This window comes from Actinosynnema pretiosum (assembly GCF_002354875.1).
In the GTDB taxonomy this organism is placed as follows: domain Bacteria; phylum Actinomycetota; class Actinomycetes; order Mycobacteriales; family Pseudonocardiaceae; genus Actinosynnema; species Actinosynnema auranticum.
In genome coordinates, this window is record NZ_CP023445.1 from 1,824,407 (window position 1) to 1,844,394 (window position 19,988).

The window sequence follows — 19,988 nt, forward strand, 5'->3', positions numbered from 1 at the left end:
TTACCGTCGATCGCGCGGGCCTTTCCGTTGTCCACGAATTGGCCGCCTTGTGGGGGGTTGGGAAACGCGACCGAGTGGTTTCATGGTGGGCATGGTGGCTGAATTCGCGGACGGGGCGGGGGCCCTGGTGGTGTGGCAGCGGCTGACCACGGAGGTGGTGCGGCGGGGAGAGGCGTTCGACGTGGTCGAGGACGTGGTGCTGCGGCCGGACGGGGAGCGGGAGGTCAGGGCGCACGTCGTGGTGCGGCCCTCGGTGGCGGTGCTGGCCCTGGACGAGCGGGACCGGGTGCTGCTCACCCGGCAGTGGGCCTACCCGCACCGGTGCACCCAGTGGCGGCTGCCCGGCGGCCCGGTCGCGCCCGCCGACGCGGGCCCGGAGGAGGCCGCGCGCCGGGAGCTGCTGGAGCGCACCGGGCTGGAGGCGGACGGGTGGGAGCGGGTCGGGGTGGTGCACGGGGCGGACAGCGTGACCGACCACGCCGAGCACCTGTACCTGGCGACCGGGCTGCGCGAGCGCGCCGAGGGCGGGGGAGCGGTGTGGCGGCCCGCGTTCGAGCACGCGCTGGAGCTGGTGGACCGGGGGGCGATCCCGCACGCGGGCAGCGCGCACGCCCTGCTCGCGGTCGCGCTGCGCCGGACCCGGCGGCGCGGGCTGGAGGTGGCCTGAGCGGTGGGCGTGCCCGTCCCGCCCACCGGAGACGCCTCGGCCGGGGCGCCGCTCGGATCGGGGCTCACCGGAGCCGGCGGGTCCTCCCGGACCGAAAAGCATCGGATCGGTGGGCCATCGGGGTGGAAAAGCCCTCCGCCGGTATGCAGCCGGGGGTGGCGAGCGCTTGCGGGGGTAGTGGTTCGACCCGAGGAGCGGCGTGCTGTTCGAGCGTTCGGCCGGGAGGGCGCCGCAGCTCGGGGCGGGTGAGCGCAGGCGGAGGGCTGTCGGGGCGGAGGAGGCCGGGATCGGGGTGCGATTCCGGTGGTTTCCGGCTCGCGAGGGGTGTCCTCCGCCCGCTCCCCGGTTGAACCGGGGGGCGTTCGCCGCGCGTTCGACCCGCGTCGTCGAGGGTCGGACGCGCGATCGACCCGGTGGGGAGCCGGGTCAGGGCAGGCGCCACTGCAGGCCGTAGCCCCGGTCCGGGCGCAGGCCGCTCGCCGCGTACTTCACCTCGCCGATCGAGTCCACCTCGATCAGGTCGGGCTCGGGCGCCGGGTCGTCCGCGTCCCGGTGGTAGGCGCCGTCCACCCGCCACACCCGCTCCGGTGGCCGCTCCTGGCCGAACCGGACGGTCAGCCGGAAGTCCGCGCACGGCCGCTCCGGCCAGAACACGTAGCTCGGCTGCATCTCCTGCCCCCTCGGCAGGCTGACCTGGAGCGAGAAGTCGTGCTCCTCGCCGAGGTCGAGCGGTCGGGGGAGGCGCAGGTGCAGCAGGTGCCGCCGGGCCGACGGCTGCTCCTGGGCGATCCGCTCGACCCCGTTCACCACCTGCACGTCGAGCGTCCCCGGCGGCCCGCCGGGCGTCGCGGGCGGCAGGCTGATCGACCAGGTGATGGCCTCCAGCCCGTCGACCCCGGACACGACCGTGCGGTCCTCGGTGCACACCGGCGTCGGCCCGTCCAGCCGCAGCACCGCCTTGAACCGGGAGAACCACCACGGCGGCGCGTGCTCGCCCGGCGTCGCGACCGGCGCGGGCGCGGCGATCTCGCCGACCTCGGCGAGCCTGGTCAGCGCCTGCTCGACCCGCCTGCGCGCGGTGCGCTCGCCGATCCGGTACTCGTCGGCGAGCCAGTTGATCCGCTCGCGCAGGAACGGGTCGCGCGCCTTCTCGTGCACGGCGAGCGCGACCAGCGCGGCCACCCGCATGTCCTCGGGCAGGTCCTGCGCGGCCAGCACCGCCCAGGCCACCACCTTCTCCCGGACCGCCGCCGCCCCGTCGCCCGCCTCGACGCCGCAGACCCCGCGCAGCTCCGGGCCGACGTGCCGGTCGATCGCGGGGACGTGCACCCCCCTGCTCCGGCTGAGCTCCCGGAGTTCCTTCACCAGCGCGTCCGTCATCGGTCCCCTCTCGCGCCGCCGCCGCACCGGCCCCGTGGTGAACGGCGCGCGCCGCCGCTGCACTCGGTTGCACGTGCCGTCGTTGTCGAGGCCCCGACGTCGATCGTTACCCACCGGGACCGGTCGGGCACGCCCCGGCGGGGCGCGTCGGCGCGGCGCCCCGACCATTACCCGAAGATTATTCGGGTAATTCCGGGAGCCCGCGTCCGCCGGACGCGTTGAATTGATCTTGAATCGCGGACCGGACCTCGTGGCGCTGCGTGCCGGTGGTGCTACGCACGGGATTTAAAACCCCATTAAATATCTCAAGTGGGTGAACTTCTGTTAGTCCGAACTAGTGGTGCGCGAGTGCGCGCGTTACTAACGGACAGCACATCCAGCACCGACGACGGGACCGGCACCTGTGAACCACGAAACGATGCAGCACTTCACCTCGGGCCCGTGGATCGTCCTCATGTCCTACGTGGTGTCCGTGGTGGGGTCGCTCATCGGCCTGTCCTGCACGGCCCGCGCCCGCCACGAGGAGACCGAGCGCAGCAAGGTCGTCTGGACCGTGCTCGCCGCGTTCTCCATCGGCGGCGTCGGCATCTGGCTCATGCACTTCGTGGCCATGCTGGAGTTCCAGCCCGGCGCCACCAGCTACTTCTCCGCGCCGCTGACCGCGCTGTCCGCGCTGCTGGCCGTCACGTTCATGGGCGGCGCGCTGGCGATGATCACCCTGACCCCGGTCACCCGCGCCAAGCTGCTCATCGCGGGCGCGGTCTCGGGCCTGGGCGTCGCCGGGATGCACTACCTCGGCATGGCCGCGGTGAGCTTCAAGGGCACGCTCAGCTACAACCCGCTGCTCGTCGTGCTGTCGGTGCTGATCGCGATCGCCGCCGCGACCGCCGCGCTGTGGTTCACCGTGGTCGTGCGCACCGCCCTGGCCTGCGTCGCCGCCGGGCTGGTGATGGGCCTGGCCGTGGCGGGGATGCACCACACCGGCATGGCGGCGGCGACGGTCGAGCTGAACGCCGCGCTGCCCGAGCCGACCGGCAGCGACGTGTTCACCCTGGTCTTCCCGGCGTTCGTGGTCAGCGGCCTGGTCGTGGCCGTGGTGCTGTGGCGGCTGTTCACCTCGGAGAACTTCACCTTCGGCGAGCGGGCCAGGGTCGTGCGCTGACGCGCGGGCCGGAGCGCGCGGGGACCGGTCGCGGCGGGGCGCGGGGACCGGCCGACCTGTCGGAACCCGTCGTTAGAGTGACCGGGTGAGCGATCCGGGCGTGGACATCTACACCGACGGGGCCTGCCGCCCCAACCCCGGCCCTGGCGGGTGGGGCGTGCTGCTCCGGTACGGCGCGCACGAGCGCGAGCTGTGCGGCGGCGAGGCCGGGGTCACCACGAACAACCGCATGGAGCTGACCGCCCCGATCCGCGCGCTCGACGCCCTGACCAGGCCGTCGGTGGTCCGGCTGCACACCGACAGCACCTACGTCCGCAACGGCATCACCCAGTGGATCAAGGGCTGGAAGGCCAAGGGCTGGCTCACCAAGGGCAAGGAGCCGGTGAAGAACGCCGACCTGTGGCGCGAGCTCGACCGGGCCGCCGCGCGGCACCGGGTCGAGTGGCACTGGGTCAAGGGCCACGCCGGGCACGAGGGCAACGAGCGCGCCGACCAGCTCGCCGAGCGCGGCCTGCGCGAGGCCGTGGAGGCCGCGAGGACCGACCCGGCGGCGGCGGCCGAGCAGGCCGCCGCGGTCCTGCGCGACCGGGCGGGCGCCGAGGCCGAGCTGGCCGCCGAACGGGCCTCGGTCCGGCTGTTCTAGAACCGCGCCCCCGAGCCCGCGCCGCACCTCCGCACCCGCGGGGAACCGCCCCGAGCGGGGGCCGGACCGGGCCGGTTCCGACCCGGTGCGGGTCCTGCCGCCAGCGGGGTGAAACGCAACCGCACAACCGGGTGATGGCGGCTCGGCGGGGTCGGTGGATCACTAGCGTCGGGGCACATGACCGATCTGCACGACCTGGTCCGCAGCGCGCAGGCGGACGTGGGCGCGCGCGTCGTCGCCGAACTGCGCGCCAGGTTGCTGGACCAGCCCCACGAGTGGGTGGTCGACCAGCTGCTCGGCGAGATCGCCCCCCGGTTCGGCCTGGTCGCGGCCCCCGTGCACCGGGTCACCAGCCTCCCGCTGACCCGGTGCACCCTCGCCGACGCGATCGCCCAGCTCACCGCCTGGACCTCCGAGCGCCTGGCCGCCGAGTGCTGCCTGCTCGCGCCGCCCGCGCCCGGCGGCCCGCTGATCGGCCCCGCGCACCGGTCGCCGCTGGCCGAGGTGCTGCTCGCCGAGGCCAAGGACCTGCTGCACGCGCTGCTGCTGGGCGACGAGGCGGGCGGGGTGCGGCTGCGCCGGGTCCGCCGCTGCCTGCTCACCCTCGCGCCGCCCGCCGACAAGGCCGCCGTGTTCGGGTTCCTCGGCGCCGGGGCGCCCCGGTGCGCCGAGTTCGAGTTCGAGTTCGGCGAGGTCGAGGACGGCCTGGTGGGCAGCGGTGTGGTCGCCGCGCTGCGGCTGATCAACCGGCTGGAGGTCAACGAGGTGGTGCTGTACGCGCGGGTGGAGGACGTGGCCGCCGCCGAGGGCTGAGCACCTCCCGGCAGGCGCGGAACCCCGCAGGCCGACCCCGCAGGCGGACCCCCGGACGGCGGAGCGGGGGCGGTCCGGGGAAGATCCCCGTCCCGCCCCCGCCCGGAGCGCTCGCCGGTCAGCCGACCGGTGGTCCACCGTCCCGGATCAGAACCCGATCCGGCAGCCCGCCACCACGATCTCCTGACCCAGCGGCGTCACGACCCGGACCGCGTACTGGGTCAGCGACCCGTCCGACCCGATCACCGTCTGGTTCACGTAGATCTGCGCCACGCCCAGGATGTTGATCGTCGCCGTCGCGGTCCCGACGATCTGCCCGTTGATCGAGGCCACCGTCGAGGACCCCGCCAGCCCGTCGCCGGTCGACGTGCACTGCGCGGACACCGCCCCGATCGTGATCGCCCCCAGCAGCAGGCTGCCGCCCGCCACCGAGCTGAACGCCGTGGTCGTGCCGGTGGTGCTGTCCACGTTGCAGTTCGCGTTGACCGCGCCCACCGACAGCAGGTTCACCACGTTGAGCGACAGCGTGCTGTTGTTCGTGTTCGGCGGGCACGCCGAGTACGGCGTCTTGGCCAGCGTGATCAGCCCGGCCGCGCTCAGCCCCCACGCCTCGGCCCGCGCGAACGCCGCCGTGGTCGTGCTGCCGGTGCCCACCCCGCCGTCGTCGTCGGTCGCGGTCACCCGCACGGTGTACTGCCCGACCGCGCCGTAGGCGTGCGCGGCGGAGCAGGTGCTCCCCGTGACGGTCGCGTTCACCACGGTCCCGTCGCCGAAGTCGATCCGGCAGGTGAACGTGTCGTTCGCGCCGGGATCGGTGATCGTCCCGGTCACCGTCACGGCCGACCCGGCCTGCGCCGCGCCCGACGTGGACACCGCCACCACCGGGTTCGCGTTGGCCACGGTCACCGTGGTCGTCCCGGTCACCGGCGGGTTCACCCCGTCGTTCGCGGTCAGGGCCAACGTCCACACGCCGTTGTCGGTGCAGGTCACGGTCGTGCTCAGCGCGTTCGGGTTGGCGAAGGAGCAGCTCGCCCCGGTGCCGACCCCGGACAGCGGCGTTGCGGTCCACCGCGTGGTCACCAGCCCGGCGGGCGGGTTCACCAGCGACCCGCCGACGGACACCGCCGTGCCCTCGGCCGTGGTGTACGGACCACCCAGGGCGATCCCCGGCGGTGCCTGCACGGTCACGTTCACGCAGTCGGTGACGCTGCCGTCACCCCCGCCGTCGTTGCCGTTCGCGGTCACGCACACCCGGTGCGCGCCCACGCCCAGCGGCGCCGTCGGCACCGTCCAGCTCACCTGCGTCGGCCCGGTCTGCGGCAGCGTCGCGACCGAGAGCGCGGTGATCGGCACCTGCGGGCCGTTGTCGACGCTGACCGTCAGGCCCGTCAGCGTCGCGTTGATGACGCCGGGCACCACGCTCGGCAGCGCCGCCGGGTTCGGCACCTCGGTGCACGTCCCGCCCGTCACGTCCGCGATGCGCTGCATGCTCGACGCGTAGTTCACGCCGTCGCAGCTCGCGCCCGCGCCCACCGCGAAGGTGTAGATGTCCACGTCCGGACCGGTGGCGGCGAGCGCCGCGCCCACGTTGGAGCCGGAGAAGCCGTCCGACAGGAACACCACGATCTTGCGCCTCTGGGTCTGCGCCGCCGTGACCGTGTTCGACGCCAGCAGCGCGGGCACGTAGTCGGTGCCCGCCGAGAAGGTCCGCGCGGTGAACCGGTCCACGCCGCCCGCGCGGATCGAGGCCAGCGCCTCCTCCACGTCCGGCGTGCCGTCGCCGTTCGAGTCGGTCCCCGGCCCGGTCAACCGCTGGTCGCCCGCCGCGGGTCCCACGTCGGCGATGGCCGCCTTCGTGCCGAACGCGACCGCGCCCACCGAGCCGACCACGGACCGCGAGGCGGCGGCGATCTGGTTGAGGCCCCGCGCCGCGCCCACCTCGCAGCCGAGCACCGTCTGGGTGGTCGTGCAGGGGCTGCCGGTGCTGCTGGAGGCGTCCACCACGTAGGTGAGCGCCGTGTCCACCACCGGGACGCCGAGGCCGATCGACGCCGTTCCGGTGATCGTGGCGACCCCCTGCGGGAGCACGGCCCCCTGGGTCGGCCCGGTGATCGAGACCCCGATGCTGGTGCCACCGGGCAGGTTCCCGGTCGTGGCCGCCAGTGCGGGCGATGCCCCACCCACCAGCAGTCCGGCCAGCGCCAGCGCTACCGCGCCGACCCCGCGTTGAGATACCACGTCGTCACTTCCCCTCGCAGTGGATGTCCGCGCAATGAGGAAAACGCAAACGAACTGATCGGACGCCGACTCTAAGAGGTGAGTAACCGCAGGTAACAGGACTGCGGCCCTGGTCTCACCCGGTCCAGCGACGCGGACCATCCACTTGGGAGGGTTCAGGGAAACACACTCATCGTCTCGGTGGGCGAGTGTCCCATTAGGATCTTCCCGACGTAAAAATCCACCCGCACAGGTGGGGGACATGCCGAGGTGCGCCCGAGAACGCGGAGCGCGCACGGGCGGAACCCCCTCGGGGGAGCGCCACCCGTGCGCGCCCGGCGGACCGCTCGGGCGGGCGGCGGCTACTGCCGCGACCACCGCTGGTTCGGACCGCTGTTGCACCGCCACAGCGCGATCGGCGACCCGTTCAGGTTGTTCTCCGGGAGGTGCCCGGCCGTCACGTCCAGGCACAGCCCGCTCCCGGCGTTCACCAGCTGCCCGGACGCCTGCCGCGTCCACCGCTGGTTCGCCCCGCCGTTGCACTGCCACGTCACGACCTGCGTGCCCTCGGCCACGCCGTTCGCGAACGCCTCCAGGCAGTGCTCGCCCTGCACCCGCAGCTCACCCGACGCGGTGTGCCGGAACTGCTGGTTCGGCCCGCCGTTGCAGTCCCACAGCGCGACCTGCACCCCGGTCCGGCCGCCCGGCAGGTCCAGGCAGCGCCCCGACGACCCGCCGACCAGGTTCGTCGCGCCCGCCGGGGGCGCCGCGTCCGCCCTGATCCGCATCGCCACCACGCCGTGCGCGGGCACCCGCGCGGTGATCGCCCCGGTGAACCGCCGCGTCGCCCCGGTCCACAGGTCCGTCGCGGTCGACCCGCCGCCGGGCAGCCCGATGGCCTGCAACGACGTGCCGATGACCGCCTCGGCGCCGCCCTCGTTGAACAGCACCACCGACCGGTCGCCGTCCGCCAGCGGTTTGCTCAGCACGTGCCGCGTCCCGGACGAGGACACCGGCCGCGCCTGCACGCCCAGCGGGTCCTGGTTGACCGCGATCAGCCCCCGGTTGAGGTAGATCGCCATGGTCTCCGGCGTGGCCACGCGCAGGTCCGCGCCGATCAGCAGCGGGGCCGCCATCTGCGCCCACAGCGTGAAGTGGCTGCGGTACTCGGTGGTGGTCATGCCGCCGTTGCCGACCTCCAGCATGTCCGGGTCGTTCCAGCCGCCGGGGCCCGCCGCGTCGTTGAGCGGGGCGTTGCGGTGGAAGATGTCCACGACGCTGCCCCAGGTGTCGGTGATGTCCGGGGTGGTGCGCCACAGGTGGCCGACGTCGCGGGCCCACGTCCACGGCTGGTTCTCGCCCCACTCGCAGACGCTGAACACGATCCGCCTGCCGGTGGCCAGCAGCGCGTCCCGCATGGTCGTGTAGCGCTGGCGGGCGTCGATGCCCTGGTTGTAGCAGTTGTCGTACTTGAGGTAATCCACGCCCCACGACGCGAAGGCCGCCGCGTCGCGCTGCTCGTGGCCGAGGCTGCCGGGGTAGCCGGCGCAGGTGAGCGTGCCCGCGTCGGCGTACAGGCCCAGGAGCAGGCCCCTGGAGTGCACGTAGTCGGCGACGTGCTTGATGCCCTTGGGGAACTTGACCGGGTCGGGCACCAGGTTGCCGTCCGCGTCGCGCTCGCGCGTTGACCAGCAGTCGTCGATGTTGACGTACTGGTAGCCGGCGTCCTTCAGGCCGGAGGTCACGAAGACGTCGGCGGTGGCCATGATCAGCTCTTCGGTGACGTCGCAGCCGAAGGAGTTCCAGTTGTTGAACCCCATCGGTGGGACGCGCGAGGCGCCGTCGTCGAGCATCGGGACGACCGGGTCGCGCGGGATGGCCGCGCCCTCTAACCCGGTGGCGGGCCGGGCGGGCCCGGTCCGGGTCGGTTGGGACTGGCTGGGCTGGGGCTGGGTCGGCTGGGACCGGGTGGGCTGGGACCGGGTGGGCTGGGACTGGGTGGGCTGGGACTGGGTGGGCTCGGTCTGCTGCGCCTGTCCGGTCGCGGTCGTGGCCGATGCCGGGAGCGGAACCGCCACCCCGGTGGCCAGCAGGGCCAGGACGGCCCCGGTGATGAGCTTGCGCGCTCGGTGCATGGTTGAGATGCCCCCCTCGTCAGTGGACTCCGTTGTGCGCCAACGTGGGAGGAAGATCGTCAGGGTTGGGGGACGTCGGGCACAACGGGCTTCGCGGAAGTATCACCGAACAGCCGAACCCCCGAGCGGCCCCGCTGCTCCACACCGCTGACGCGGCACGCCGCCGGGACGTGGCACGGGTTGCGGCGAGCGGCCGTCCGGGTGGGGCCGAACGGACTTCGCGTTCCCGCAGCGAGGTCGGATCGCCTTCCCGCAGTCGTGAACCCCACCAACGGCTTCCCCGGCCGCACGGACGGGTGGGTTTTCGCGGCATCACCCGACACGGGCATCACGCCCGGCGGCCCGCGGGCGGCCAAGCCGGCGGGGGAAGGGGGAACGCCGTGGCAACACCCGCGCGGCCCGGCGCGGACGGGCTCGCGCACCTCGCCGCCGCGCTGCGCGACCTGCGCAGCGCGGTGCGCGCGGGGCGACCGACCGCAGCTGGCGGTCCGCCGGATCGCCGCGCGCACCGGCTGCGCGGTCGGCGCGCTCCCCGACCCGCCGCACCTGCTCCCGCCGAAGCACTCGGTGATCGACGCGGTCCACGGCGTGCTCGGTGCGCTGGGCGTGCCCCAGAGCAGCGCGCGCGTAGAACGAGCCCGCCGCCACCGCGACCACCGCCACCGACACCGCCGCGCAGGCCGGCGCCGCGCCAGGGAACCTCTTCACGGCAACCACCGATCCCCACCGAACGCCCCGGCCGCTCCGGGACGCGCCCCCGGACCCCGCACCGGGCGCGTACCGGCAGCCGCGGCGTGAACACCGCCGAACGCGCCCGAACACGGCAGCCGCAGGCGACCGCAGCCCCACCACAGCAAACTGCGCCGAGTGACCGTTTTTTCACCCCGCAGAAAGGAAAACCACCGGGGAGCGACGCCCGCACCCGCATTCCTGCGGCCCCGAGTCGCCGCCACCCCCCACCTGTCACCTGCGAGAACGACATTCCTCATCGCCCGGATGAACGATCTTGTCCCCCGTTCTCGCCGCTCGTTACGTTCCGGGCGAACGGGTCGGGAGAACGCCGCGGACAGCCCCGCGCCCGCGTCGGCCCGACGGCGAGAGGACGAGATGTCGGTCTACATCACGGGCTTCCTGTGGGTCGGCGGGGCGGCCGTGGCCGCCGCGCTGCTGGCCTACCTCATCCGCCGCCTCGGCGCCGACGAGGGCCGCGCCGAGAACAACGAGGCGGCGGGCCAGGTCTTCACCATCGTCGGCGGCCTGCACGCCGTGCTCGTGGCGTTCGTCCTCATCGCCCTGTTCGACGGCGTGACCAGCGCGGGCGACGGGGCGTTCGCCGAGGCCGACAGCCTCGTCGCCGCCAGCTGGGCCAGCGACGCGCTCTCCCCGGACACCGGGGCCGAGGTGCGCGAGCTGGCCCGCCACTACGCCATGACCGTCGCCGACGAGGAGTGGCCGGTGATGCGCACCGGCGCGGACGTCGACTCCTCCGGCTGGGCCACCCTGGACCAGATGCGCAAGGTCGTGGCCTCCGCGCCGACCACCGACGACTGGCAGGTCGACCGCAAGACCGAGGCCACCCGCAAGCTCTGGGCCGTCTACGAGGCCCGCCAGGAGCGGCTCGACGCGGCCAGCGGGCGCGTCAGCTCCGTCATCTGGTTCACCCTCGCGCTCGGCACCGCGCTGTCCCTGGCGATGCCGCTGCTGTTCGGCGGCCCGCTGGTGCGCACGCACGTCGTCATCGTCAGCACCCTCGCCGCCGCGATGGCGCTGCTGCTGTTCGCCACCTACCAGCTGCAGAACCCGTTCGACGGGGGCGCGGACGTCGGGCCGGACGCGTTCCAGGCCGCCGTGGAGCGGTTGGCGTGATCGGGGAGGTCCTGCTGGCGGTGTGCGCCTCGATCCAGGTCGAGGCGCTGGAGCGCGGGCCGTCCTCGGTGGTCAGCGTCGAGCTGCCCGCGGGCGCGGTCTCCCCGCTGGCGGTGCTCGACGTCCGGGTCACCGCGATCGGCTACTCCGCCGCGCAGGACCTGGTGTACGGCGTCGACGCGGACGGGCGCGTGCTCGCGTTCGACCGGCGCGGCGCGCGGGTCCCGCTGCCCGCGCGCCGGTCCGACCTGCTGCGCGGCGCGACGGCGGGCGTGGTCGTCGGCGACCGGCTCGTGGTGCGGTCCGGGCGCCTGCTGCTGGCCGTGGACATCAACCCGACCAGCCCCGACTACCTGCTGGTCGTGGCCGAGACCTGGCTGCCCACCACCGCGCTGACCATCAACGACTTCGACCTCAACCCGGTGGACGGCCTGCTGTACGGGGTCGTGGTGGACGCGCGGGGCGCGGGCCGGGTGGTGCGGGTCGACCCGGCCACCGGCGCCGTGCGGCCCGTCGACGGCGCGGGCGCGCTGCCTCCGGGCATGACCAGCTACGGCTCGGTCGTGCTCGGGCCGGACGGCGCGCTCTACGCCACGGCCAACCGGGACGCGAGCGGGGGGCTCAGCACCCGGTTCAAGGTCGCGCTGGACGGCACCGGGACGGTGGTGGAGCTGGGCACGCGGGTCGCGTTCAGCACGCTCGACGCGGCGGGCTGCCTGGTCGTGCGCAACCCGCCCCGGCCGCAGCCGCAGCCCAAGCCGCAACCGCCGCAGCCCCGACCGGCGCAGCCCCAGCCCCAGGCCCCGCAGCAGCCCGCGCCGCAACCGCCCGTCGCGCAGGCGCCCGCCGTGCCACCGGCCCCCGTGCCCACCCCGAGCCCCAGCCCGGCCCCGAGCCCCGCGCCGACGGCGGAACCCACCCCCGAGCAGGAGCTCGTGGAGGGCCAGCCCGCCGTGCGGGACCCGAGGCGGCGCACCGAGGAGGTCGAGGCCGCGGGCCTGAACCCGCTGCTGCACACCGTGGACGACCAGCGCCGCTGGGGCCTGGTCGCGCTGCTCCTGGTGCTCGGCGGCGCGGCGGCGGCCAGGCAGGTCGGGTCCCGGCGCACCAGGTAGGGCCTGCGCGCCAGGCAGGCCCAGCGCGCCAGGCAGGCCCGGTCACACCGACAGCAGTCGCCGCACCTCCTCGTCCCGCAGCTCCGCCGCGTCGCCGGAGCGCACGACCTCGCCCGCGTCCAGCAGCGCGAACCGGTCCGCCAGCCGCGCCGCCAGGTCCACGTGCTGCTCGACCAGCAGCACGGTCAGCCCCACCTCCCGGTGCAGCCGCCGCACCGCCGCCTCGATCTCGTCGACCACGGACGGCTGCACGCCCTCGGTCGGCTCGTCCAGCACCAGCAGCCGGGGGCGCGCCACCAGCGCCCGCGCGATCGCGAGCTGCTGCCGCTGCCCGCCCGACAGCAGCCCGGCCCGCCGCCGCAGCAGCGGGACCAGCGCCGGGAACACCGACAGCGCGTCGTCCACCGCGCCCGCGTCCTTGCCGGGACGGGCCTCGGCGACCACCCGCAGGTTCTCCGCCACGGTCAGCTGCGGGAACACCACGTGCCCCTGCGGCACGTACGCCAGCCCCGCGCGCACCCTGCGGTGCACCGGGGTCCGGGTGACGTCCGCGCCGTCCAGCAGCACCGTCCCCGAGGTCGGGCGCAGCAGGCCGACGACGGTCTTGAGCAGCGTGGTCTTCCCGACCCCGTTGCGCCCCAGCACGCACACCAGCGACCCGGCGGGCACCTCGAGGCCCACGCGGAACAGCACCTGCGACCGTCTGTAGTGGACGTCCACATCGGACACCACGAGCATCAGTCCGCCCTCCCGTCGGAGCGGCCCAGGTACACCTCGCGCACCACCGGGTCCGCCCGCACCTCGTCGACCGCGCCCTCGCGCAGCACCTTCCCCTGGTGCAGCACGGTGACCGTGCGCGCGTACCGGCGCAGGAACTCCATGTCGTGCTCCACCACGACGACCGTGTGCTCGGCCGCGACCGCCGCCAGCAGCTCCCCGGTGCGCTCCCGCTCGTCCCGGCTCATGCCCGCCACCGGCTCGTCCAGCAGCAGCAACCCCGGTCGCTGCGCCAGCAGCATCCCGATCTCCAACCACTGCCGCTGCCCGTGCGAGAGCACCCCGGCCCGCCGCCCGGCGAGCGCCGCGAGCCCGGTGGTCGCCAGCGCCCGCCCCACCTCGGCCGACCGCCCGCGCGGGCGTCGCAGCAGGGTGCGCAGGGGAGCGCGGAACCCGGCGGCCAGCTCCAGGTTCTCCCGCACGGTCAGCTCCTCGAACACCGCCGCCGTCTGGAACGTGCGCCCGACGCCCAACCGCACGACGCGGTGCTCGGGCAGCCCGACCAGCTCCCGGCCGCCGAACCGCACGCTGCCGGAGGACGGCCTGGTCAGCCCGGTGATCACGTCGATCAGCGTGGTCTTGCCCGCGCCGTTCGGGCCGATCAGGAACCGCAGCTCGCCCTCCTCGACGGTCAGGTCCAGCCCGTCGAGCGCGGGGTGCCCGTCGAACCCCACCCGCAGCCCGCGCACCTCCAGCGCCGCGCTCACCCGGCCACCCCCTCGCTGCGCCGGACGGCGCCCGTCACGCCGCCCGCGCCACCGGAACCTCCCGCGCCACCGACCCGTCCACCCGCCCGAGCCGCCCACCACTCCCGCGCCCGCTCCACCAGCCCGGCCAGCCCGCGCGGCGCGAACACCAGCACCAGCACGAACAACCCGCCCTGCAGGTACAGCCAGCCCTCCGCGAAGTCCTCGCTGAACACCGTCTTCGCGTAGTTCACCGCGATCGCCCCGACCACCGCGCCCGCCAGCGAGAACCGCCCGCCCACCGCGACCCCCACCAGCAGTTCCAGCGAGGGGGCCACCCCGAGCAGCGCGGGCGAGATGATCCCGACGACCGGCACGAACAGCGCCCCCGCGATCCCCGCCGCCACCGCCGACCCGGTGAACACCAGCGTCTTCACCAGAGCCGGGTCGTACCCGAGGAACCGGACCCGGTCCTCACCGTCGCGCACCGCCACCAGCAGCCGCCCGAACGGCCCGCGCACCACCCACCGCGCCACCAGGAACACCACCACCAGCGCGGCGGCGGTGATCCAGTACACCGCGCGCTGCCCGGCCGGGTCGGCCAGGTCCAGCCCGAAGAACGAGCTGAAGTTCGTCAGCCCGTTCGTCCCGCCGGTCACCCCCTGCCGCCCGACCAGCAGGATCACGAACGCCGCGGCCAGCGCCTGGGACAGGACCGCGAAGTACGCGCCGCGCACCCGCTGCCGGAACACCAGCAGCCCCAGGCAGAACGCGACCGCGCCGGGCAGCACCACCACGGCCGCGAGCGCGAACACCGGGTTCGCGAACGGCGCCCACAGCGCGGGCAGCTCCTCGACCCCGCTCCACACCATGAAGTCCGGCAGACCCGCAGCCCCGGCCTCGGCGAGCTTCAGGTGCATCCCCATGGCGTAGCCGCCGAGCCCGAAGAACACGCCCTGCCCCAGCACGAGCATCCCGCCGCGCCCCCACGCCACCGCGATGCCCACGGCGACGATCGCGAAGCACAGGTACTTCGCCAGCAGCCCGAGCCGGAACGGGGACAGCACCAGCGGCGCGACCGCCAGCAGCACCACGCACAGCGGCAGCGCGAACCGCGAAAGCCCCTGGCGCGCTTGAGCTCCACCGATCATGCCAGCGACCTCCCGCGCAGCACGAACATGCCCTGCGGCCGGAACTGGAGGAACACGATCACCGCTGCCAGCACCAGCACCTTGGCCAGGCTCGCGTCCGTGTACAGCTCCAGGAAGCTGTTCAGGAACCCCAGCGCCACCGCCGCGAGCACCGCGCCGCGCAGCTGCCCGAGCCCGCCCGCGACCACCACCAGGAACGCGTCCACCAGGTACGCCCCGCCCAGCGTCGGACCCACCGGCCCGACCAGGGTGAGCGCCACCCCGGCGACCCCGGCCAGCCCGGACCCGAGCAGGAACGTGAGCCGGTCGACCCGCCCGGTCGCGATGCCGCTGCACGCCGCCAGCTCCCGGTTCTGCACCACCGCCCGCACCCGCCTGCCCTGCGGCGACCTGGCCAGGTACAGCCACACGCCGACCGCGCACAGCGCCGCCAGCCCGATGATGAACACCCGGTTGTGCGGCAGCCGGACGCCCAGCAGCTCCACCCCGCCCACGAGCCACGACGGCGACACCACCTGCACGTTCGGCGCGCCGAACACGTCCCGCGCCACCTGCTGCAGGACCAGGCTCACGCCCCAGGTCAGCAGCAGCGTGTCCAGCGGCCTGCCGTGGAAGCGCCGCAGCAGCGACGCCTCCAGCGCCAGCCCCAGCAGCCCGGCCACCACGAACGCCGCCGGGAGCGAGAGCGGGAACGCCCAACCGCCGAGCGCGCCCTGCACCAGGTAGGCGGTGTACGCGCCCGCCATCACGAACTCGCCGTGCGCCATGTTCACCACGCCCATCTGGCCGAAGGTGAACGTCAGCCCCAGCGCCGCCAGCAGCAGCACGGCGGCCGTGCTCAGCCCGACGGGCAGCTGGTTCGCCAGCGCGGTCAGGTCGGCCCCGGCCACGTCAGCCCAGCCCCGAGGCCCACGGGTACCCCTTGAGGTACGGGTCCGGCGCGATCGGGCCGTCGGAGGCCCACACCTGCTCGATCTGCCCGTCCGGCCGCACCACGCCGATCCGCGCGGTCTTGGCCACGTGCTGGGTCGCCCCGTCGATGGTGGTGCGGCCCTCGGGCGCGTCCACGGCGATGCCCCCGGCGGCCTTGCGCACGGCCTCCACCTCGGTGGTCCCGGCCGCCGTCACCGCGGCGGCCCACAGCTTCACCGCGTTGTACCCGGCCTCCATCGGGTCCGAGGTGACCTTGTCCGCGCCGTGCTTCGCCCGGTAGGCCCGGACGAACTCGCCGTTGGCCGGGGTTTCCGTGGTCTGGTAGTAGTTCCACGCCACCAGGTGCCCCGCGACGTTCTCCGGCCCGATGCCGCGGACCTCCTCCTCGGCGACGCTCACCGACACCACCGGCGTGCGCTCCGGGGTGACGCCGGAACCGCGCAGCTGCTTGAAGAACGCCACGTTGCTGTCCCCGTTGAGGGTGTTGAACACCGCGTCCGGCCGCGCGTCGACGACCTTGTTGACCACGGTGCTGTACTCGGTGTGGCCCAGCGGCGTGTACTCCTCGCCGAGCACCTCGATGCCGCGCGCCGCCGCGTACGCCTTGATGATCTTGTTGGCGGTGCGCGGGAACACGTAGTCGCTGCCCACCAGGAACAGGCTCCTCTTCCCCTGCGACACCAGGTAGTCCAGCGCCGGGACGATCTGCTGGTTCGTGGTCGCGCCGGTGTAGAAGATGTACGGCGAGCTCTCCAGCCCCTCGTACTGCACCGGGTACCACAGCAGCGCCTTGTTGCGCTCGAACACCGGCAGCATCGCCTTGCGGCTCGCGGAGGTCCACCCGCCGAACACGGCGGCCACCCGGTCCTGCGAGATGAGCTTCTGCGCCTTCTCGGCGAACGTCGGCCAGTCCGACGCCCCGTCCTCCACCACCGGGACCAGCTTCTTGCCCAGCACCCCGCCCGCGGCGTTGAGCTGCTCGACCGCCAGCAGTTCGGCGTCCCGGACGGTCACCTCGCTGATGGCCATCGTGCCGCTGAGCGAGTGCAGCACCCCCACCCGGATCTCGGTCGCGCTCGCGCCGGGCGAGCCCCCGGCGGTCGGATCGCTCACGCACCCGGCGACCAGCAGGGGGATGAGGAAGAGGGCTGCGGCACCACGTCGAAGGGTTCTGGATCGCACCAGCGGCTCCTTTCGGCAGGTGGAACCCCTCGAAGCTAGGAAGCCGATGTTGCGCCGAGCGATCCCCCGGTTACGGGCGTGTGGCGAGGAGCGCACCGCTCCGGGACCGCGAAGGCCCGTCGCGCGCAGGGGTTCCGCGCCGCGCTCCTCCTCCGAAGGGAGGACGTGGTGGTGGCACCGTCCGCCGACGCGCCCGGCCGCATCCCGCGCCTAGCGTGGGCCGCGACCTGCCTGGGGGGAGGACCGGAGATGGGCGAGGGACGGATCAGCGCGCTCGACGTGCTGCGCGGTGCGGCGATCCTGGGGACGCTCGGCACCAACGTGTGGATCTTCGCGTCGCCGGACGGGCCCGCGTCGTTCCTGAGCGGCGCGGGGTCGGTCGGGGAGGCGCTGCTGCGGGCGGTGACCAATGGCAAGTTCCTGGGGCTGCTGTCGATCCTGTTCGGGATCGGGGTCGCGCTCCAGCACCGGTCGGCGGTGCGGCGCGGGGAGCGGTGGCCCGGCTGGTACCTGTGGCGGTCGGCGCTGCTGCTGCTCGAAGGGCTGCTGCACTACGCGCTGCTGTTCGAGTTCGACGTGCTCATGTACTACGCGGTGGTGTCCGTGCTCGTCGCCTGCGTCGTCGGTCGGGGCGCGCGCTCCACGCGCCGCTGGCTGGCCGGGACGCTGGTGGTCCACCTGCTCGTGGTGGCCGCGCTCACCGCCGCGCTGGCGGCGTTCCCCGGTGACGGCGGCGGGGTCTCCGGGCTGCCCACCGACACGTCCAGCTGGCCCGCCCAGGTGGCGAACCGCTGGGAGCACCTCGTCGTCTACCGGGTGGAGGCGGTGCTCGCGATCCCGCTCAGCGCCGTGCTGTTCCTGGCCGGGGCGCTGCTGCTGCGGGGCGGCGCGCTGGAGGACTCCGAGCGGGGACGCCGGGCGCGCGCCCGACTGATGGCGGTCGGCCTCGGCGCGGGCGTGCCGCTCAACCTCGCCACCAGCCTCCTCGGCGGCGCGCTGCCGCTGGTGGACCGGTACGTGTGCGCGCCGATCGTCTCCTTCGGGCTGCTGGGGCTCATCACGCACCTGGTGCTGCGCGCCAGGCCCGAGGCCGGACGGCTGCGGCGCGGCATCACGGCGGTCGGGCGCAGCGCGCTCAGCTGCTACGTCGGGCAGAACCTGATCGCGTCGGTCCTGTGCTACGACTGGGGTTTCGGCCTCGCGAGCCGGTGCGCGCACCTGGGCGCGCCGTTCGTGGTGGCGGTGTGGCTGGTGGTGTCGGGGCTGCTGGTCGCGGGCGCGTCGTGGTGGATGGCGCGGTTCGAGCGCGGCCCGGTGGAGGAGCTGTGGAACCGCGCCCACCGCGCGCCGCAGCGCCTCCTGGCCCGGCGCTAGGCCGGGTAGCGCGCCACCCGGCTGACGAACCGCGACGAGTCCGCCGCCCCGCCGGTCCCGTTCACCACGGACGCGATCGTGCCGACCCCGCCGAGGGACACCGCGACCAGGCTGGTCAGGCGCACCCCCGGCGCGGTCGGCGCCTCGACCGCGGTGTCGGTGACCACGGTCGGGTCGGCCTCGTTGAAGCAGTACACGCCGAGGCCCCACGCCCGGTGGTCGCGCACGTGGTCCGCCACCTTGTACCCCGGCAGGCCGCGCGCGCCACCGCCGCCGCGCCACTCGGCCTGCGACGGCGGGTCGTACGGCAGCTCGTTCTGGAAGAAGTAGACCCGGCCCGCCTCGCCGTTCCACAGCAGGCTGTGCCGCTGGTAGTGCTCGGTGAACAGCCCGTGCGCCACCACCCGGTCGCCGTTCACCACCACGCCGTCCCGCGCGGTGTTCACGTCCCAGCCGACGCCCTCGCCGTGGTCCGCGCGCCAGGCCCAGGTGTGGTCGATGAGCACGTCCGAGCTGTTGACCTCCAGGCTGACCTCGGCGCGCCCGGCCCACGGGCCGCCGACGCGCAGGTAGACGTCGTGCAGCGAGATCGGGTCGGCGCGGTGCCCGGCGCCGCAACCGGGTTCGCCCACCCGGAGCAGCACGGGCGCGCCCGCGCGGCCCGCGTCGACCAGGAACCCGGCGAGCCTGATCCCCGGCACGTCCGAGGTGACCAGCGCCGGGTCACCGGTCTCGCTGGTCAGGGTCGCCAGGCCCAGGCCCAGCACCACGGTTCCCGGACGCCGCACGGTGATCGTGCCGTCCAGGCGGTGCACGCCCGGCGTCAGCAGCAGGTGCCTCCCCCGCTCCAGCGCGGAGTTCACCACCGCCACCGGGGTTCCGGGGCGCGCGACGAAGAACTCCGCCAGCGACAGCGACGTGCCCTCCGGCGCGCCGGAACCCCAGCTGGTGCCGACGCAGTCGCGGCGCGGCGCGGGGAGGAAGACGCGGAACTCGTCGTCCGCCACGAACAGGAACGGCTTCTCCCGCACCAGCGGCGTGGACTCCACGGTGGTGAACGGGGGATCGGGGTAGGAGTGCGCGGGGGCGCCGGTCGTGCCGACGAACACCATGTTCCACGAGGAGCCGCGCCAGCCCGCGCCCAGCTCGCTGTTGCGGGTCAGGAACTGCTGCTGCGTGCCGGAGTCGACCGGGCCGTCGATCCGGCTGTCCGCGATCAGGCCGCCGGACGCCCAGCCGACGCGGCCGTCCCACAGCTCGACGGGGCCGCGCAGGTGCATCCTGCGGTAGGCGGCGGCCTGCGACACCGCCCAGCGCTCGACCTGGCCCGGAGGCGGGGTGACGCTCAGGTTCTCCGCGCCGCGCCAGAAGTTCTGCGTCGCGTTGCCGAGGCCTGCCGGGTCGTCGAGCTGGGGGAGCCAGTCCGCCTCGACCCGCACGCGCCCCTGCACGACCACGTCGTCCGGGAGCGCGCCGAGGCCGGCGACCTGGGTGTAGAAGCGCAGGTCGACGTCCAGCCGGTGGTGGCCTGGCAGGAGCAGGACCGCGTGCCTGCCCTCGCCGAACTGGTCGGTGCGCCTGGCGCGGGTGATCTCGTCGACCCGCCGCTGCGCGTCGGGCTGACCGGGGCGGAGCAGGAGGACGTTCGGGCCGAGGTCGGGGGAGCGCGGGTCGGTCGGTGCGGTGGTGATGGCGGTGACCTCCCGGCTCGGCCGGGAGCGGTCCACCGGGCGCGCGGAGCCCCGGCTTCACGTGTCCGGCACCGCGGTGTGCGCGGTTCGGGCGCGCGGGCCGGGGCCCCGCGCCGTGGTGGGACGTGCGGTGGTGGTTCGGGGAGTGCGGGACGCCTCCGTGGCACCGGAGGCGTGAGAGCGCTCTCACGCAGCC

Annotated in this window: 15 protein-coding genes and 1 pseudogene; 7 read left to right on the forward strand and 9 right to left on the reverse strand. The window is 74.3% G+C overall.

What is annotated here, in order from left to right; genetic code table 11:
• Positions 1–91 precede the first annotated feature (91 nt).
• Positions 92–667 carry an NUDIX domain-containing protein gene (locus tag CNX65_RS08280; protein ID WP_096497679.1) on the forward strand — a complete coding sequence of 192 codons (576 nt, stop codon included), beginning with the start codon at positions 92–94 and terminating at the stop codon, positions 665–667.
• A 426-nt stretch (positions 668–1,093) separates the two neighbouring features.
• Here the strand turns inward: CNX65_RS08280 and CNX65_RS08285 are convergent, their stop codons facing one another.
• Positions 1,094–2,047, reverse strand: coding sequence for a hypothetical protein (locus CNX65_RS08285; protein ID WP_157767548.1), 954 nt, complete (start codon positions 2,045–2,047; stop codon positions 1,094–1,096).
• A gap of 418 nt (positions 2,048–2,465) precedes the next feature.
• Between CNX65_RS08285 and CNX65_RS08290 the strand changes: the two genes are divergently transcribed.
• The 3 genes and pseudogenes from CNX65_RS08290 to CNX65_RS08300 all read left to right on the forward strand — a co-directional run bounded on the left by CNX65_RS08290 (position 2,466) and on the right by CNX65_RS08300 (position 4,665).
• A complete protein-coding gene (locus tag CNX65_RS08290) occupies positions 2,466–3,209 on the forward strand; it encodes an MHYT domain-containing protein (protein ID WP_218182100.1) in 744 nt (247 codons plus the stop codon).
• 85 nt (positions 3,210–3,294) lie between these two features.
• A pseudogene (gene rnhA / locus CNX65_RS08295) lies at positions 3,295–3,735 on the forward strand (ribonuclease HI); the annotation flags it as partial.
• Between the two features lie 294 nt (positions 3,736–4,029).
• Positions 4,030–4,665 (forward strand): hypothetical protein, encoded by a 636-nt coding sequence (locus tag CNX65_RS08300; RefSeq protein ID WP_096492242.1) that lies wholly within the window; start codon positions 4,030–4,032, stop codon positions 4,663–4,665.
• Positions 4,666–4,812: 147 nt separating this feature from the next.
• Here CNX65_RS08300 and CNX65_RS08305 read toward each other — a convergent pair whose 3' ends face one another.
• Both CNX65_RS08305 and CNX65_RS08310 read right to left on the reverse strand, forming a co-directional pair.
• Positions 4,813–6,903, reverse strand: a complete 2,091-nt coding sequence (locus CNX65_RS08305) for a choice-of-anchor P family protein (protein WP_157767549.1) — start codon at positions 6,901–6,903, stop codon at positions 4,813–4,815.
• A 341-nt stretch (positions 6,904–7,244) separates the two neighbouring features.
• Complete coding sequence (locus CNX65_RS08310; RefSeq protein ID WP_096492244.1) at positions 7,245–9,017, reverse strand: glycoside hydrolase family 27 protein; 1,773 nt, start codon at positions 9,015–9,017, stop codon at positions 7,245–7,247.
• A gap of 1,107 nt (positions 9,018–10,124) precedes the next feature.
• On the opposite strand from CNX65_RS08310, the gene CNX65_RS08315 reads away from it, so the two are divergent.
• Entirely contained in the window at positions 10,125–10,883 is a 759-nt protein-coding gene (locus tag CNX65_RS08315; protein WP_096492245.1) for a bestrophin-like domain, read from the forward strand.
• The gene (locus CNX65_RS08320) at positions 10,880–11,998 is read left to right on the forward strand and encodes a DUF6923 family protein (protein ID WP_096492246.1); all 1,119 of its coding nucleotides are present in this window, start codon (positions 10,880–10,882) and stop codon (positions 11,996–11,998) included. Before CNX65_RS08315 ends, CNX65_RS08320 begins: the two co-directional genes overlap by 4 nt.
• A gap of 42 nt (positions 11,999–12,040) precedes the next feature.
• Here the strand turns inward: CNX65_RS08320 and urtE are convergent, their stop codons facing one another.
• The 5 genes from urtE to urtA are packed head-to-tail and all read right to left on the reverse strand — an operon-like array spanning position 12,041 to position 16,727.
• Positions 12,041–12,736 carry an urea ABC transporter ATP-binding subunit UrtE gene (urtE, locus tag CNX65_RS08325; RefSeq protein ID WP_096492247.1) on the reverse strand — a complete coding sequence of 232 codons (696 nt, stop codon included), beginning with the start codon at positions 12,734–12,736 and terminating at the stop codon, positions 12,041–12,043.
• Entirely contained in the window at positions 12,736–13,482 is a 747-nt protein-coding gene (urtD, locus tag CNX65_RS08330; protein ID WP_096492248.1) for an urea ABC transporter ATP-binding protein UrtD, read from the reverse strand. Before urtD ends, urtE begins: the two co-directional genes overlap by 1 nt.
• The gene (urtC, locus tag CNX65_RS08335; RefSeq protein ID WP_096492249.1) at positions 13,479–14,612 is read right to left on the reverse strand and encodes an urea ABC transporter permease subunit UrtC; all 1,134 of its coding nucleotides are present in this window, start codon (positions 14,610–14,612) and stop codon (positions 13,479–13,481) included. The genes urtD and urtC overlap by 4 nt, the downstream gene beginning before the upstream one ends.
• Positions 14,609–15,502, reverse strand: a complete 894-nt coding sequence (urtB, locus tag CNX65_RS08340; RefSeq protein WP_232519751.1) for an urea ABC transporter permease subunit UrtB — start codon at positions 15,500–15,502, stop codon at positions 14,609–14,611. The genes urtC and urtB overlap by 4 nt, the downstream gene beginning before the upstream one ends.
• A gap of 1 nt (position 15,503) precedes the next feature.
• Positions 15,504–16,727: an urea ABC transporter substrate-binding protein gene (gene urtA / locus CNX65_RS08345; protein ID WP_096492250.1), complete on the reverse strand. Its 1,224-nt coding sequence runs from the start codon at positions 16,725–16,727 to the stop codon at positions 15,504–15,506.
• A gap of 249 nt (positions 16,728–16,976) precedes the next feature.
• Between urtA and CNX65_RS08350 the strand changes: the two genes are divergently transcribed.
• Positions 16,977–18,101, forward strand: coding sequence for a DUF418 domain-containing protein (locus CNX65_RS08350; RefSeq protein ID WP_096492251.1), 1,125 nt, complete (start codon positions 16,977–16,979; stop codon positions 18,099–18,101).
• Here CNX65_RS08350 and CNX65_RS08355 read toward each other — a convergent pair.
• Entirely contained in the window at positions 18,098–19,828 is a 1,731-nt protein-coding gene (locus tag CNX65_RS08355) for a coagulation factor 5/8 type domain-containing protein (protein ID WP_198320444.1), read from the reverse strand. The two genes, CNX65_RS08350 and CNX65_RS08355, sit on opposite strands and share 4 nt — an antisense overlap.
• Positions 19,829–19,988: the final 160 nt, after the last annotated feature.